Annotated in this window: 16 protein-coding genes and 1 tRNA gene; 4 read left to right on the plus strand and 13 right to left on the minus strand. The window is 33.4% G+C overall.

Annotated elements, in window-relative coordinates:
• Nucleotides 1–122: 122 nt before the first annotated feature.
• The gene (locus tag LY11_RS27310; RefSeq protein ID WP_394340916.1) at nt 123–467 is read left to right on the plus strand and encodes a transposase; all 345 of its coding nucleotides are present in this window, start codon (nt 123–125) and stop codon (nt 465–467) included.
• A 150-nt stretch (nt 468–617) separates the two neighbouring features.
• Here the strand turns inward: LY11_RS27310 and LY11_RS17385 are convergent, their stop codons facing one another.
• The 8 genes from LY11_RS17385 to LY11_RS17420 form a co-directional block, all read right to left on the minus strand.
• Nucleotides 618–3,020: a TonB-dependent receptor gene (locus tag LY11_RS17385; RefSeq protein ID WP_111634921.1), complete on the minus strand. Its 2,403-nt coding sequence runs from the start codon at nt 3,018–3,020 to the stop codon at nt 618–620.
• A gap of 90 nt (nt 3,021–3,110) precedes the next feature.
• Complete coding sequence (locus LY11_RS17390) at nt 3,111–4,262, minus strand: hypothetical protein (protein ID WP_111634922.1); 1,152 nt, start codon at nt 4,260–4,262, stop codon at nt 3,111–3,113.
• 19 nt (nt 4,263–4,281) lie between these two features.
• Nucleotides 4,282–5,202, minus strand: coding sequence for an alpha/beta hydrolase family protein (locus tag LY11_RS17395; protein WP_111634923.1), 921 nt, complete (start codon nt 5,200–5,202; stop codon nt 4,282–4,284).
• 31 nt (nt 5,203–5,233) lie between these two features.
• A complete protein-coding gene (locus tag LY11_RS17400; RefSeq protein ID WP_111634924.1) occupies nt 5,234–5,698 on the minus strand; it encodes a hypothetical protein in 465 nt (154 codons plus the stop codon).
• A gap of 4 nt (nt 5,699–5,702) precedes the next feature.
• A complete protein-coding gene (locus tag LY11_RS17405) occupies nt 5,703–7,895 on the minus strand; it encodes a peptidase domain-containing ABC transporter (RefSeq protein ID WP_111634925.1) in 2,193 nt (730 codons plus the stop codon).
• Between the two features lie 35 nt (nt 7,896–7,930).
• Nucleotides 7,931–9,202 carry a radical SAM protein gene (locus LY11_RS17410; protein ID WP_111634926.1) on the minus strand — a complete coding sequence of 424 codons (1,272 nt, stop codon included), beginning with the start codon at nt 9,200–9,202 and terminating at the stop codon, nt 7,931–7,933.
• Nucleotides 9,203–9,217: 15 nt separating this feature from the next.
• The gene (locus tag LY11_RS17415) at nt 9,218–10,486 is read right to left on the minus strand and encodes a radical SAM protein (RefSeq protein WP_111634927.1); all 1,269 of its coding nucleotides are present in this window, start codon (nt 10,484–10,486) and stop codon (nt 9,218–9,220) included.
• Between the two features lie 114 nt (nt 10,487–10,600).
• Nucleotides 10,601–10,792 (minus strand): hypothetical protein, encoded by a 192-nt coding sequence (locus LY11_RS17420; RefSeq protein WP_111634928.1) that lies wholly within the window; start codon nt 10,790–10,792, stop codon nt 10,601–10,603.
• A gap of 968 nt (nt 10,793–11,760) precedes the next feature.
• Between LY11_RS17420 and LY11_RS17425 the strand changes: the two genes are divergently transcribed.
• Complete coding sequence (locus LY11_RS17425) at nt 11,761–11,922, plus strand: transposase (RefSeq protein WP_245952822.1); 162 nt, start codon at nt 11,761–11,763, stop codon at nt 11,920–11,922.
• A 159-nt stretch (nt 11,923–12,081) separates the two neighbouring features.
• Here LY11_RS17425 and LY11_RS17430 read toward each other — a convergent pair.
• Nucleotides 12,082–12,155 (minus strand) — tRNA-Asp (locus LY11_RS17430).
• A 52-nt stretch (nt 12,156–12,207) separates the two neighbouring features.
• Nucleotides 12,208–13,356, minus strand: coding sequence for a PepSY-associated TM helix domain-containing protein (locus LY11_RS17435; RefSeq protein ID WP_111634930.1), 1,149 nt, complete (start codon nt 13,354–13,356; stop codon nt 12,208–12,210).
• A 447-nt stretch (nt 13,357–13,803) separates the two neighbouring features.
• Between LY11_RS17435 and LY11_RS17440 the strand changes: the two genes are divergently transcribed.
• Together LY11_RS17440 and LY11_RS17445 are read left to right on the plus strand one after the other, a co-directional pair.
• Nucleotides 13,804–14,388 (plus strand): porin family protein, encoded by a 585-nt coding sequence (locus LY11_RS17440; protein ID WP_111634931.1) that lies wholly within the window; start codon nt 13,804–13,806, stop codon nt 14,386–14,388.
• Nucleotides 14,385–14,969 (plus strand): pentapeptide repeat-containing protein, encoded by a 585-nt coding sequence (locus LY11_RS17445; protein WP_111634932.1) that lies wholly within the window; start codon nt 14,385–14,387, stop codon nt 14,967–14,969. Before LY11_RS17440 ends, LY11_RS17445 begins: the two co-directional genes overlap by 4 nt.
• A gap of 129 nt (nt 14,970–15,098) precedes the next feature.
• On the opposite strand, the gene LY11_RS17450 is transcribed toward LY11_RS17445, so the two are convergent.
• The 3 genes from LY11_RS17450 to LY11_RS17460 form a co-directional block, all read right to left on the minus strand.
• Nucleotides 15,099–15,752 carry an NAD(P)-dependent oxidoreductase gene (locus LY11_RS17450; protein ID WP_111634933.1) on the minus strand — a complete coding sequence of 218 codons (654 nt, stop codon included), beginning with the start codon at nt 15,750–15,752 and terminating at the stop codon, nt 15,099–15,101.
• Between the two features lie 19 nt (nt 15,753–15,771).
• Entirely contained in the window at nt 15,772–16,188 is a 417-nt protein-coding gene (locus LY11_RS17455) for an RrF2 family transcriptional regulator (RefSeq protein WP_111634934.1), read from the minus strand.
• 112 nt (nt 16,189–16,300) lie between these two features.
• Nucleotides 16,301–17,035: a hypothetical protein gene (locus tag LY11_RS17460; protein ID WP_111634935.1), complete on the minus strand. Its 735-nt coding sequence runs from the start codon at nt 17,033–17,035 to the stop codon at nt 16,301–16,303.
• Nucleotides 17,036–17,106 lie beyond the last annotated feature (71 nt).

Genomic DNA, 17,106 nt, shown 5'->3' on the forward strand with positions numbered 1-17,106 from the left:
TTCGGGTATGCTTTTCTCTCTCGTGACATAATATTCTGTTAAGATATGTAAATCCTCTTAACTCTGTGTCTACTCAAATATAGCAACTCCAACCTAGTTTTACTAGTGTAAAGTCATTAATCATTTCAACAGGTGCATTTGCACAATTTGAAAATTCGAAACAATTATCAAGGTACATTGGGATATGTCCAACCTATCAACAGTCTGGCTCATCTATAAAAATAAAAGGAGCAATTAACAGAAATGGCAATTCAGATTTACGAGCAATTCTTTATCTAGCATCCTGGTCAGCGATTAAGTATAATACGGCATGTAAAGAAACCTATGAGCGCCTAAAAGCTAATGGAAAACCATCAAAAATTGCACTTATTGCAGTAGCAAACAAATTGGTTCGCCAAGCTTTTGCAATCTGTAAGGCTGAGACAGTGTATATAGATGGATATACCTCTAAACTTTGTCAAAAGTGAAATTAAAGCTTGTTTTTTAACATAGTTCGTAGCAACTCCATTTTAATCCTTGAAAATCTTGATATCCATACTGCGCATGAGGTTCATAGCTACAACTCATCACGTTTTAGGTTCAGGATTGATAGCTAACACAGAGAAAAATAATTTGTTCTAGTTGCTAGTTCTATTTTTCTCATCATCATTTGATGTTTTTCTTCTTCTAGACTCTAATAGTTTCTTGTTGCCTATTTTATATGAAAAACTAAATGATACACTTCTCGTATCATTTTTTTCATAGAAACCGTTATCTTGATTCCCATAGTCAACATTAATTCGATATGCATTTTTATAGAATATATCACTAACAGCTAAACGTAATGAGCCTTGACCATCGAATAAAGTTTTTCGGAGCCCTAAACTAATATCTGAGGTCCTATCTAACTTAAATATTCCTTGAATACCCGGAGACGAGTACCATGCACTTAATTCAGCTTTTAAACCTCGTTTTTTTGAGACGATAAAGGCGTGATTTGTATTTACATATAGAATGAATTTAGTGTAGTTGTATATACTTTCCAGATAAGCTGAATTTTCCTTTTTATAACTCCCTTGTATAAAATTATTAACCTCCCACCAATCCGTAGGATTCAACGGTGCGGAAAGATGGAATCCCATTTCAATACTCTTGTCTAGGTTACGCTGAGTGTCGTAAAATATCTTATTTATATTATCCTGAACAGTTATGTTACTAAAATAATCATTAGTTCGGCGATAAAATAAGCTCATATTATAACGTTGCTTAAATGTGTACCCCAGTTCAAAATTATGAATAAAGGCCGGCGTGAGTTTGGGATTACCTTCGATAAAGGTATATGGGCTACTATAGTATTTAAAGGGATTAAGCCTAGAATACCCTGGCCTTTCAATTCTGTATCCATAATAAGCATTCAAAGAATGATCTTTTTTGATGGAATATGTTAAAAAGAGTGTTGGAAATGGTTTGAAATAATTATTTTTTTCTATAGAATTCATAGCTATCGAATTTCCTTTTGTTTCGGTATATTCTGTTCTTATTCCTGCCAGAATATTTAACTTGCCCAAAGAAGCGTTTAAGCTTATATATGCTGCCATTGTACTCTCGCTATACTCAAATTCATCACTTTTACTTTTATCAATAACAAGCCCATTATTTAGATAATTGAAAAATGTGAAGTGATTATTTGTGATGATATTACTATACTTTAATCCGGATTCCAGATTGTAACTCTTATTAAAAACATATGTATAGTCTACTTTCCCAGTAAAAATTTTAATATTTTGTTTAGAAACTGTATTTATTTTATACGGATTCGATGCCGGGTCACCATTAGGTAAATAGGAATTGTTGTTGACACGTTGGTCGCCACTATTTGAATATGGTGAATAATTAAAATCAATATTTAATGTCTGGCCTGAAGTATCTAATTTTGCCTTGTAATTTATGTTATAATCAATTTGTTTTATCTTTGAGCTGGTTTGATTATTAGTGTTCAAAAGTGAGTCAAGTACCGTTTTTTGATTTGAATAAATATTAGTTTCAACATTGTCACCACGAACATTAGTTCCATCAGACCCGTTAATCAATAATCCTATTACCTGATTTTTAGTTAAGTTGTAATCAACGCCTAGATTGTAATTGTTTGATTTCCGCTTTCGATCTCCGAGTTTAATATTATCCCAATAAGAATTGTTATTCGAGGATTTGAATAGTATATATTCGGATTCCTCATGTGCTTTATAGGTGCTGGAATATGAATAAAGGCCATATATGTTTAACCTGTTTTGGCGATAATTGAAGTTTAATCCTGTATTATAGCTACTGTGAACAGATTGTACATACCCAATGTTAACATTTGTATTTAATCCATTATATGTCTGTTTTTTTGATATAATATTGATTATGGCACCACCCTGGGCATCGTAGCGTGAGGTTGGGTTACTTATTATTTCAATTTTTTTAATATTATCAGATGGCAAACTCTTAAGGTAGTTACTCAAATCGTCACCAGACAATCTTATAGGTCTATCATCAATATAGATCAAAACACTCTTGCCATTTGATGTGACATTTCCATCAAATTTAGTCTGTACTCCAGGTGCTTTATTTAATGCATCCCAAACAGTAGAACCATTGGCAATGATACTATTTTCAACATTATATATTATGCGGTCAATTTTCCGTTCAATAAGAGGCTTTTTTCCAACAATAGTAACTTCGTGAAGTTGCATTTGCTTGTCTTTTTCTAGAACGATTAACAATTTGTCTTTTGTAAAAACATACTCTTTTGCAAATGTTTTATATCCAATTAGTCGAACTGATAAATTAAATTTTTGTTTATCAATAACTGTAAAAGTAAAAACACCATTATTGGCAATTTTGTCTACTTTATGCATTCCCTGTATATCCAGAGTAACGGTTGCAAAATCCAGAATTTGATTGTCTTCATTTTTAATTAAACCCTGGATACTGTTTACCTGCGCACATGCTTCTTTTATAGGAATAAGAAAGATAATTAGGATAAGGATTCTAAACATAGAATATTATTTAATTGGTTAATTTTTAAACTTAGGTTTATTAGCACTAACCCGAAGAAATGTAATTATAGCATAATATAGTTGTTATAATCAGGTCATCTCCTTACTAAGGACATCTGTCCTTAATAAGGAGATGACCGTAACTAAACTATTTTCATTATTGAAATCATATTTATGGAAAATGTCTTTTATATTTAAGGAGCTAAAGCCATTTTTTAGAAAAATCAATCGTTTTTTTCTAATTTCAGGATCATACAAGTTTTCCTTTTCTGCCATTCTCCAAAACTTATAAACGCCATACCAGACAAACACAGCTTCTATTATATTGGCTAATGATATTTTGTTTCCCGTCCAAGGGGATTGAACATTATAATTAAATTCTTTTCTTTTATTCGAATCTGGTAACCATGGATTACAAAGGTCAGTCATATATAAGGCAGAGTGGATCGACTCATGTATTAAAGATTCTATAATTGCCTCTGGCTTAGCTTTTGCAATATTAGAAATAATTACTCTACATGGATATAGTGCATCGGACCCAGAATAAAAGGATGTAGGGTTACCATTTATTGTGATTCTATTTATAACGACTACACTAATGAAATTGCGTAATTGATTGATAATATTGGACAAATCATGAATTGGATTTACTGCATATTCTAATTTATCACACAGACCTTCTATCTCATTCAATTCATATATATTTATTAAGCTATCAGGGCTTTCATTTAAATCATTGTTCGTGATTTTCAAATTATATGGACTTAGAAAATCAACAGGTATATTATCTAATATATGAAACGTTTCAAATACGCTAAAATTCAATTTTGAATGATCATATTTAATGTAAAAACTACCCCCCGCTGTCCATAAATGTTCATAATTATCTTGCTCATAAGAATTAGTCATTCGTGCAATTTCTGCGTCAATAGCTTTTAAAAAAAAAATTGCAATGTTCAATAGGTTTGATGAATTATAGCTAATTATGCGGTGTGCGATTTCAGGTAGCTTTAAAAATATTTTCTTTTCGTCACTAGTACGTGAATTATATTTCTGATTTAAAATATTGTGCTTGCTAGTATCGACATTTTTAAGTTTATTTAAGAAAATATCCAGCTTATTTTGCAATAATTCATAATAATTAATCAGAATTGCATCTTGGATTTTGGGACTTCTATGAGAGTCAAAACTAAATGCATCCTTTAATTCGAGTAATACTATTTGTGATATTGAATTGATCATGATTACAAATATTAAATGGTTAATTTTTTGTCCATTCTAAAATATCGTCTAACAATCTGTGTTTAAGAGATGTAGATTTGGTATTGCTTATGTCCGAAAAGCCATGATCTGAATTTTTATAAATTTTATAAGTTAAATTTTTTTTACCTATTCTTGAAAATTCTGTTATTATGTAATCTGCTGATTCTAGATGAACAATTTGATCCTTCGAACCAATTCCAACAAAAATAGGAACATCAATTTGTAATAAACTGCCAATGGGGGGAGTGGAAAAGGATGACCATCTTAAATAAGTATGACCTAGCCAGAAATCTTGAGTAGAAGTTGGATTTTTAGTTATTTCTTGTATGTTTTTTAAAATAGAATCCAGATCAGTATTTGCTTTCTCTTCGCATATATGCCCTTGTATTTGCTGTTTTCTAATACTCAGTATGTAATCAAAATATTGACTAATTCCACCACTTGCAAGGTATGCTAAATGTGTAATCCCTTTATTAGTAGATGTGAGCTTTGCTGCAACATCGGCCCCTTCTGAATGTCCTACTATTAGAACTCTTTTACGATCAATAAACTCTTGCTCCGTAAGCCAATTTAATACTGATTCTGCCTGAAATACTCTAAATTGTAGAGACAATAGCTCATGATATAAACTAATATTTTCAATTTCATGAAAGGATAAACCCGGCTTCGATATGATTACAAAATAGTATTGTTCCTGTACAGCCGGATAAGTATGAAGATTAAAGGTCAGCGCACTACTGTTTTTTGAAACCGCCCATAACGGGATAGGACCAGACCCCTGAATATAAAGTAATAGCCCTTTTTTAATACCTAGATTTAAATTATGTATATAAAATTGGATTTTAATTCCATTACTAATTGCTTCAAATTCTTTCAAATTACAATCTTCTGCATTCTTGTTTTTTCTTATATTAAACATATCTTAATTTTGAAAATGCGATAATTGAATTTTAGTTTCGATGTATGATTAAAGAAAATAAAGACTGATGCATCTCGGCAATGATCGCAGAAGTTTTAACTTGCTTTTCACTAGCTTCTTGAAGATCTAAATCACGTGCGAGAAGGACTATCTTTACTATGCCATCCGGATCAATCTGCTCAATTCTTCCATTATGAAAGTATTTCTGTTTAATGGAATCATCATATATAAGGACGCTCATGTTTCTTCTTAAAAGGTCATTTGCTTCTTTCTTCGAGTTAACAATTTTGCAAGTGGTATATGAAGTTTGTTGCTCTTTTAAGAACTGGGTATCTCTACTTAAGATTTTAATTTCATATTTAATGCTACGCTTAACTTTAATCTGAAATAAGAATACAATAATGATTATTGTAATAATGAATAAAATAATGTTACTTTTCCAAATTAGTCCATTGGGTTTATTGTTGGAATTATGTATGTGTTGATGATTATCCATATGGTTATGTCCCTAATTCTAGTTGGTTTTTAATTAATTTATAATACTTTCCCTTCTCTAAGATTAAACTATCATGATTTCCGATTTCGCTGATTCTTCCCTTATCTAAAACAACGATTTTATCAGCATTTTTGACTGTGCTTAGTCTATGTGCAACAATGATCACCGTTTTGTTTTTAAAATAAGTCTCCAGGTTTTTTACTATTTCCAATTCGTTTTGTGCGTCCAGGGAGTTAGTAGCCTCATCCAAAAATAGGTAAGAGGGATTCTTGTAGAAAATTCTAGCGATAAGAATTCGTTGTTTTTGACCCTGACTTAATCCAATGCCTGTGCGGCCTAATTTAGTTTCGTATTTTAAAGGCTGGGAATTAACGTATTCATAAATATTGGCCAGGATACATGCTGTATCTAATCTTAGAGGGTCATATTGATCGCCGAGAACGATATTATTTTTAATGGTATCTGAAAATATATAACTATCTTGTAATACTGCTCCGCATGTGCTCCTCCAAGAGGAAATATCATAATAATCTAAATTCTTATCACCTACTTTAATTTCTCCTGTATAATTATCATAAATCCTTAGTAAAATTTTCAGCAAAGTAGTTTTCCCACTTCCACTTGTTCCAACAATTGCAGTAGTTTTTCCCTGTGGTATTTCTAGGGAAATGTTATTTAAAACATTAGAATTTTTTCTGTTAGAATAACTAAAAGAAACATTATCCAACAGAATTGTCTTTCTTGACTGCTCCTCATTTAAGAGTATAAGATTACTACTCTTAACTTCATTTTCCAGACGATGTATTTCAACAAGTCGAGTTAAGCTTATTTTAGCATAGTTTGCAGAAATAACAAAATTTATAAGTTGTGTTATTGGTGTGTTTAGTTGACCTAAGATGAAAATTATGGTAACCATCGTGCCCAGAGTCATTTGATTATGGAATACTGAAATAGCTGTATAGAAAATAACCAGAGATTGTTGAGAATAATTAAAAAATCTCGAGAATCCTTGTTCAAGATGTGTGATTTTTAGCTTCTTAATATTCATATTGAAAATTTCAGTCTGAAGTTTTTCCCATTCAAGACGTTTGTTATCTTCAATATTATTAAGCTTAATTTCTTGCATACTTGTCATTAGTTCAAAAAGTTTTTCTGAATCTTTGGCAGTCAAGAAAAAATTATGTTCCTCATGAATTTTCCTTTTATTTATGAAAAAAAACACACAACCTATTTCAATTGTAGAACCAATAAATATGATCAGGAAAACCCAGAAGTTGTATATGTATAAAATTGATAAAAATATAACGATACTAAATATTGCAAATATGCTTTTCAGTAAATGTTCAGTTATAAATTCTTCTACCCGTTTATGATCTTTAATTCTTTGTATCAAGTCACCTGTGGTTTTTGAGTCAAAAAAACTAATCGGTAATTGCATTAGCTTTTTTAAAAAATCTGATATAATCTTTATATTTATCATACTGCTTACATGAATAAGCGCCCAGGATCTTACGAATTCTACTGAAGTAGAGCTGATTAGTAATGCAAGCTGCGCAGCAGCAATAATGTAGATTACACTTTGGTTTTTCCCTACAATCCCAAAATCTACAATTATTTGGGTTAAAAATGGTATAATTAATTGAATTATTGATGCAAGTAATAAGGAATAAGCAACCTGAAGTAGCTGGGATTTATATTCTTTTAAATATTTGTAGATAAATTTAAAGTTGAAATGGTATTCTACTTTAAATTTTGGCAATTTATTGATATCTAGAGTTGATTCTAGAAACATAATTATTCCTTGAGGAATATTATTTGTTGTTTGTTGTGCCCAAGAGTTTAAAAATTCCTCATAGGTGAGCGATAATAAGCCGCTTGCCGGATCAGATATGTGGACTTTTGTTCTGGTAATTTTATAAATGACTACATAGTGGTTCTGATTCCAAAATATTATTGCTGGTCCCTTTAATCTCTGCTTTACCTGATCAAGACTTATTAGGTCATAAGTAGCATTAAAGCCTAATTTCTTTGCTTGTTCTTTTAGGTCCTCAAGATTTGTTCCTTGTCTACTATTGGTATGATTATTAATTGTATTGCTGGAAACGGATTTTTTATATCGTTTTGCAATAATTCTTAAGCAAGTTGGTCCGCAGTCGTTACTATCTAGCTGTTTTATATGTGGAAATTTTAGAAACAAGATGTCTTGATTAAGTGGGTTGAAACTTCATTTTTTTAAAAACTTTCCAAATCCTTTTCGTATTCGGAATACCCTATTGAATTCAATTTTTCTAGTCTTAACATTTTGGCCTCACTGAAGCTCATTGGAGCTATCGATGAAGATTCTAAAAGTTTTAAAGGTAGATCAGCCAAGATTTTATTTTGTATATGGGTAATTAACTTTAATAAATCATTACAATAGACTGAAGGATTATTAAAGCCTTTAGACTTACTATACCTATGTGGAATATAACCACCACCGCAAATTTCTTTTACAGGACAAGCTAAACATTCCTTCGCCAAATAGCTATGGCTCAGATGATATACTCTTGCTAAGTCTGTTTGCAATGCGCTGTCAAAAGTATCTTTAATGACATTGGCACCAGCTTTTGTAAATCCATTTCCACATATTTTCAAAACATCTACCGCTTCAATGCCTCCGTCAGTTTCAATTACTAATACTTCATTATTGAAAATTCCAAAATTGTCTGCGGAATAATCACCGCCAATTATTGATCTAATCAAATAATGAAAGATACGAATCATTAGTTTCTGTTCTTTTTCGGCATACCAAGCATCAAAGATTTTTATAAGCCAATCTCCATATGGAGTTTCCTGAGAAAGACTTTCAAAATGCCTAGGTTGAGTGGGAGGGAAATCATAGGTTGCTTCTGGAAAAAGGAAATCTATAGCTTCGGCATCTAAATTTTTAAAATGCTGATAAGTTTCGATCGGGTCAGAATGTATATTTATTACTGATAGCAATCCGGGTTTGGTTTTTAAAGCTTTCGAATGCTGTGCGATTTTTAGCCCTTTTATAATTCTATCGTATGATCCTTTTCCAGTCTTATCAATGCGGTATAGGTCATTACTCTCTTTTGTTCCATCTAAGCTAATTCCGATAGGTATATTTAACTCGCCAAATAATGTACACCATTCATCTGTTAATAACACCGCATTGGTTTGTAATTCAAATACCGGGGTAAGAATATCACCTAAACGCTCATTTACTTTATTTACGAATTTCCTAAAGAAATCCATACCCGCCAAAAGAGGCTCGCCACCATGGAAAATAAAAGAAAATTTCGGAATGTTATGTTTTATACAATGTGCTTTTATTCTTTCAATGAGTGCATCCACTGTCAAATCGCTCATGAATTTTGGCTGGGATTTATAGGTTTCGTCACCCAGATTGTACATATAACAATATGTACAGTTTAAATTACACCTACTAGCCACTTTAATTACTATAATCCGGCATTTCAAATCAGCAGTTATATTTTCCATAATTCCTTATAAATATTAAAAGCTTTCAAGTTCACTAATATAATTGGGGGCAATTGTTGTTATTTCTTCATCATGAATTATAACTAGTGCTTCCTCATAACTTATAGGAGAAACATGAAGTTTAGTAAGGATATCTATAGGAAATTCTGAAAGGATTGTACATTGAATATGTGTTATTAGTTTAAGTAAATCAGTGCAATAAATAGACACATTATTAAACCCTCTTTCTTTGCTATATCTAGATGCTAAATTGCCACCACCACACACTTCTTTTACTGGACAGCTTAAGCATTTGGTACACAGTTTAGTATGCCCAAAGTGATATAATTTCGCCAAATCTGTATCCATGGCTTCCTCAAAATCATTCGTAAGCACATTTGCACCTGCTTTTGTAAATGCATGACCACAAGATTTTAAATAATCTACGGCTTCTATTCCACCGTCAGTTTCAATTACAAGTAGCTCGCTTTCGTGATCACCTAACAAATCGGAGGGATATATACCTCCAAATATGGCATTAATAATACCTGAAAACATTCTTATATCTGGACGATCTTTTTGCTGATACCAAGTATTGAAAACTGAAATTAACCAATCTCCATATGGCGTTTCATTTTTGAGATATGTTTTTTTAAGATCGTCGGATAATGTCTCGTAATTGTTGTAAGGGAAAAGAAAATCAATGCTTTGAACATTTAAGACACAAAAATGTAAAAATGTTTTAATAGGATCAGCATCATAATTGATGACTGATAGAATTCCAGGTTTCTTCTTTAGATCTAGACAGTTTTGAGCAGCTTCTAAACCTTTTACGACTTTGCTGTGCGTACCTTTTCCTTGATGATCAAGTCTGTATTTATCATGATCTTCAGGAAGACCATCCATACTAATCCCAACTTCAATATTTAACTTCGCGAATAATCGGCACCATTCATCAGTCAACATTATTCCATTTGTTTGAATGGCGTATATAGGTTGAACTTCAGGTAATAATTGTTCATTTGCAAGCTTAACGAAATGTCGATAAAAATCCATTCCTCCCAACATAGGCTCTCCCCCATGAAAGGCAAAAACAAATGTTTTGATATTATTTTTTATACAATTCTCCTTTGTTTTGATTATAGTGGCATTAACTACTTCATGACTCATAATTTTCGGCTGATTTTTATAAGTCTGATCTCCTAAGTTATACATATAACAATACGAGCAGTTTATATTGCATCGACTGGCAACTTTTACCACCAAGGAAGTGCACTTTAATCTATCCTGTTTCAGATTTTGCATAAGTACTTATTTTGGTCATTAATAAATGAGTTTCTGGAAGTCTGTCAATAAGAATTCGTTGTCTTCATGAAAAGAAACAGGTGCCATCAAATGACAATGACACCCGTTTCAATGCTAAAATTCCTGGCTACTTTTTGAGAACGTAACATTACCATGTGCTTGCGTCCATGGCTCGAGCTCTGAGGCTCCTTTTCCGCCGATTACATTTTCGGCAATAAACTTAACTGTTGGATTTGTCAATTCTGCAATTGAATCCTTAAGGATACAAGCATTTTCTTGAAGATTTAATCTAAACTTCTTTTCCATTTTAATAAATTTTAAAATAAATTAAAATTCACATTTTGCTGTGAAACATGCACTGAAAGTTTAAAGTCCTACCAGACGACATCATGGTTTCCATGGGCCCCTTTTGCAAACCAATATTTTAATTATTATGTAATTATTATTTCTTTATAATCTTAAAAAAAGATTATAAAATAAATATATATAATAAAGTTCGTGTATTATTATAAATAATAGTTAAATTTGATTTTTTACGTAAATAACTACATTACCTTTGTTAATATGGTTATTGTATAGGTAAATGTTCTTTTTTTGGTGAATAGCCGATTAATTATCTCGCAAAATCAATATAAATCTGTTATGTTTTTACTAAACTGGTCTTCCAATGTCCGATTGGTAAACATATTGATATTCCGGGAGCTAAAATCACCTGCTCAAATGGGGATAAATGTTTCTTTACCTTAGTGCGATATACCTCATTATAAAAGGAGATAGAAAGCTGATTAGTTCAAGTATTACTGGTCGGCTTTCAGGTTCTTCCCCAAATTGATGGTAAATACATTGAAAATTTAAGCGATAACGTTCTTGTCTATATTGATGTCACAATATAATACCCCATTTTTGCAAGTATGTAAATGTGCTGGTAGCTAATTACCTAATGAACCTTTTAATCTATTCGTAATGCCCGAAGCCAATAAATTAAGTGTGTGCCAGCAACATAATTTATTGGCTTCTTCAAATAGAAGAGCAAGCTAAATGTGTTTTCATCTTTTTCAGATTAGAGTTAAACAAAATTAGCGTTGTAGCTAAGGACAGTCAAGATGTTAATATTTTTAACTATCTGTAATGCAATTGATTACATTGTTTTCAATGAGTAGGATATCCGCCTGAATTGACTCACTGAATTAGATCTTTGAACTGGCTAACCTCGCCAAATGGCATGAGAAGTTAGACAAACGGGGTTTAAAGCTTTCAATACTATTTCCAGGTCTATACAGACTCATTATCAAACGATATTGAACTACTTTGACCGCAGATCTACAAATGCACCAGCAGAATCCTTCAATGCAAAAATTAAGGCATTCAGGTCACAATTCAGAGGAGTCAAAAATATCGAATTCTTCCTTTTCAGGCTTACTCAACTCTATGCGTAAAGTCGAAAAAAACAACAGCGCTTCACAACTTTTGGTATTGATCCGGAATTACTCACTATTCATATGAGAAAAATTGAATATTTCGGAGGGTCTATAAAACATTAAAAGCCTTCAATCTTACGATTAAAGGCTTTTAATGTTTTATAGATTTACATCTTGCGGACCGGACGGGACTCGAACCCGCGACCTCCGCCGTGACAGGGCGGCATTCTAACCAGCTGAACTACCGGTCCGTTTCTCCCTTGCGGGGCTGCAAAGATAGAAAACAATAATTCAAAACCAAATCTATTTTTTCTTTTTTTTATTTTTCCTGTTTAACCAGATCATAAACCCGGTTACCGGTAAGCTCGCTGCAACTAAGCTGGCGATAAAAGCTATAATTTTTCCGGGTAATCCTAAAATTGCACCCACATGAATATCATAATTCATTCCGATAAGCTTTTCACCCGCATTTTGCTCCTCATAATTTCTTCTATATAGTAATTTTCCAGAATACTGATCAAATTGTAAAGCATCGGCATGATAATATGTTTCCTTCCCTTTTATCCCATATATATAAATCACACCATCGGTACCAGCAGCAGGAGAGACGTTTATTTTGTCTGCAACAGGTAACAAAACTTTGGCCTTATTAAATGCAATATCTATCGGATTCAATAAAATCGGAGCGGGTTTTGACTTTACCTGCTTGATTTCAGGCGGCGTTATTGATCCCGAAGCAACCACATAAACTGTAGTCTGAAACCATTTAAAAGCGAATACCATACCCGTTAAGGCTAAAACCAGCGTAATCAGCATCACGTAAAATCCAGAGACATTATGGAGATCATAAACTACTCTTTTGAACCCCGCTTTCCATTTGACCTTAAAACTTTTATTGATATTGGTTTTACTCCACTTTTTGGGCCACCACATGATCATGCCTGTAATGAGCATCAACACGAAGATCAATGTACTATAACCGACAATGTTTTGTCCGTAAGTATCATTTAATAATAAGCTCCAGTGAATGAATTTTACAATATTAAAGAAGTCGTATTTATAATCATGTAAGCCTGTAACCACTCCAGTATAAGGATTAATAAAAATAGACTCATAATAATCAATTGATCCGAAGTAAGTTAATGCTTTTGGATCACCAGCCTTATAAGTCATGAACTCCCAAGCATGCTCCTGATCTTTATAGGTCGTGGAGAAATTAATAGGGCGATCCTTACCCAATGCCTGTTCGGCCTTTTTTAAAAGGGTGCTATAAGGAAGCGTAACCGCCTGTGAAGGAGGCTTCACAAAGAATGTCTCTTTATGGATAAGATCTGAGATCTCTTTTTGGAAAACAAACAAACAGCCGGTTATACTGACGATTAGTACAACCAGTCCGGTAATTAAACCTAACCAGAGATGTACCTGACCTATTATTTTGCGAAATCTTGTCATTCGTATTTATAAGAAAGACATACGGTTTCAGACGTAAAAGTTATCATTTATTGATTTTATTTTAAGGAAGATTAATTCTTCTGATTGCCGATTACACAATCTATTTAGACTCATTAAAAATTATGCAAATCAACAAATATTTGATCTTAACATCAAATATTTTAACAATTCTTTTTCATTTGAATAATTGAAACGGTATTCAGGCTTGTTTTTATGCTGATTTTAGTCAATATCTTACGATATGATAAGATTATTGATATACGGAAACTATAGCTTTGCAGCGTTGAAAAGGGTAGGTTTTGATTACTACCTGAAATTTGACCATCAAACAAATAGGTTGGAATTAATTATACAGGACAATGCGAAAACAGATCCGCTCTATAAGAGATAATTTAATCGGATATTATATTTCTCTGCATTTCAAAATGTATTAGATTTGCTTAGAATATGAAAAGGATTTTAACTCTAAACCTGGCACTGCTTTTAGCGTGCGGTTTTTCAATCACTGCGAATGCTCAGGAAGCTACAAAAACTGCTGACGATGAGCCGCGATATAATTTCTCTCCTGCTTATGAGTTCCTGCGTTCCACGCATGGTAACTACTTTAACGGACCTTCATTCAAAGTAACCAGGAATCTTGAAAGCCGTTTTAAGCCAGGTATTGGAATTGGTTATGCTACAACAAAACTGCATTTCGATAACGCATTGCTGCTTCATAATATGAAACTAGTTCCGATTTATGCCAACTTAAGCTATGATTTTACGGGCAAATCTAAGTTTGAGCCTTTCGCTGAAGCTTCGGCAGGTATTTCTTTTCTCAGATATGACCGTGCCAGTGAAGCAGATCCGTTAACAAGCCAGCGTATTAATGAAAGAGGATTATATCTGTACGGTGGTTTTGGTGTCCGTTATAAAGTGAACAAACATATTGCGCCTTATATATCGGCTGGTTTCAAAGGATTTAACAATACGCTTAATGACCTGGATATTAACCCGCATGGTATAACTTTCCAGGCAGGGGTGCGATTTTGAGTACTGCTGACGAACAGATAACACATCACAACAAGCGTTTCGAAAATATAAATTACGAAGATAAACACCTGGTCAGCCGTTATTTCGAAGGTTGTACCTTTCATAAATCAACGATAAAAGGCTGTTTATTTGAAGATTGTACTTTCAATAACTGCACTTTTGAAGAGTGTGATATTTCACTTATTAAATTTAAAGATACTTTTATAAGTAATTTAAATGTGGTGAACTGTAAAGCTATAGGTATACTTTGGTATGATACTTTAAATCCATTCTCCATCAATGCTAAAAACTCTATACTGAGTTACTCCAGTTTTTTTGGAAAGAATCTTAAGAAAATACAGCTTACGAACTGTATAGCAAGAGAAGTTGACTTTACGAGCTGTAATCTGAGTAGTGCTGATTTCACCGGGACAGATTTTTTAGGCGCTACCTTTTCCGGTACTGACCTCAGGACGGCTAATTTTACAGCAGCACAAAATTATCATATCGATCCTTCAGGTAATAAGATTAAAGGTGCTGTTTTTCAATTGCCGGCTGCCATTTCTTTTTTAGATAGTCTGGGGATAAAAATAGTAGATTAAATGATTCCTTAAAAAAGAATCAGCCATTCTAAAAATGCAATGCCCCCGGAAGTGTTCAGGCCGGAATACTATCAAAGTCAGACAATTCCGGGGGCATTGCAAAATTGACTGCCCTTTTTAAAAGATAACTTAATAAGCAGCTGTAAAACGTTGTTTTACATGTTTTGCATTTTCCAATTCATCAATAATAGCAACAGCTAAATCTTCTACTGATAAGATACTTCTGCCATTTTCATCAAATACAGGGGTGTCCAGACTTATTCTATAAGTTCCCTGACGAACACCTGAAGTTTGAGGCCCCATTTCAAAAGCAGGACTAAAAAATGTCCAGTCTAAATCTTTTTCTTCTTTAATGATATTCAGGTAATCTCTGGCAGCAGTAGCACCAGGTTTATAAGCGGCAGGAAAATCTGGTGTGTCAACAGCTTGAACACCAGTGGCAACCTCTAAACTTCCTGCACCACCAATAACAATATATCTTTTCACATCAGAAGCTTTAATGCCAGCCTGGATAGCCTTTGAACCCCTTAGGAATTCTTCGTAAATATCCGGGTTAGTCCATCCGGAATTATAGGCGCTGATTACGGCATCGTTTCCGTTTACTACTTTAGTTACCTGGGCAACATCCAGTACGTCAGCCTTTTCAATTTTCAGATGATCATGGTGTACTGTGATTTTTTCAGGGTTTCTAACTACAGCAGTTACTTCATGACCTCTGTTTAATGCTTCTTTTAAGATTGCTGAACCTACAAATCCTGAGGCTCCGATTAAGACTATATTCATGCGATTTTAATTTTATATTTTACGATACTGGTTTAAACTTTTCACCAAACGCTTTCAGTGTTTTTTTCTCTAATTGACTGGTCAGCGAAAGTTCCGCCTCTGTATACAATTCATCCAGATGCTGATTAATCAGGCGGCCAACAATACAGGAAGGGTTTGGAGTGTTGGAACGGCCCAGCAGTGGAACAACACGTATAGCTTGATAAAGCTCTGACAATAGAATCTCTGCTGAAGGACGGGCAAGCGTACAACCTCCGCCATTTCCCTCTTTGCTGGAAATAAACCCTAGTTTACGCAGGTTGCTGATTTCTTTTCGGACCAGCGCCGGATTCAGGTTAATACTACCCGCAATCCATTCTGAAGATAATCGCTCACCCTGAGCCAAATCAAGTAAAGTAAGGATATGTAAGGCAGTAGCAAACTTTGCGTTATTCATCTGTAATAATAATTGTTACAGTACAAATGTATGTAAAAGAATTACTTAGTCAGATTTTCTCTGTCTTCTTTATGTAAAAATGAAATTGACTGCTGCTTTGAAAGTTTGACTGCTACTTTGAAAGTCTCTTCTCCAAAATTACTGTGTTGCCGATTTTCCGTTTTCTGGAATTGTTAAGGATCACATTATAATCGCCCAAAAATCCTGTACCCACAATATTCTGCGGGAAAGCAGAGCTTAACTGAATCTTTTGCTGCGGTAATTGAACCCCATTAAAAAGCAAGCCAGGTACATTGACCTCGTAAATGGTATCCGCAACTTTTTTGGCATGAATATCAGACAGGATTCTTTTAACAGGCTTAAGGTTATAATCAGTGATTAATTTGCGGCCTAAATCAGATCTGGAGTTGATTTGAAAACCTGCGCCCGATCCGAAATCCAATGCGAAATTAGTTTTGATACCCGCAATTTCAACTGCAACTTTTGGATAAGAATCATTTTTATAATTGATAGTCGTAAAAGCCGCTGATGGTGTAAAAGGCTGTTTAGAAATAGAAATTTGATTCTGATCATTATTAATCTTCCAGTTATAGCGGTAAACCATTTCAGTTCCCGTAGCTCCGGCTATAATTGTATCAGGAAAAGCATAATTTACAATAGCCTGTTCGCTTCTGAATTTAAGATTTCCGACCATGATTTTTGGAGAATAGAAAAGCAAACGATCATGTGGCCTGCCATTAGGGGCTACTAAAGTCAGCATATCTCCGCTGGGAGAAAGTGATCTTGTACTTTGAAAATAGGGGGTTAGTCTTAACGGTTTAGCATAAGTACCGAATAAAAGAGACATACTATCTCTATCAATCTTTACAGGAATAAAGATTCGGTTGTACTTATCCTTTTGAAAGGTTATCTTAGTTA

This window comes from Pedobacter cryoconitis, from assembly GCF_003259615.1.
In the GTDB taxonomy this organism is placed as follows: Bacteria; Bacteroidota; Bacteroidia; order Sphingobacteriales; family Sphingobacteriaceae; genus Pedobacter; species Pedobacter cryoconitis.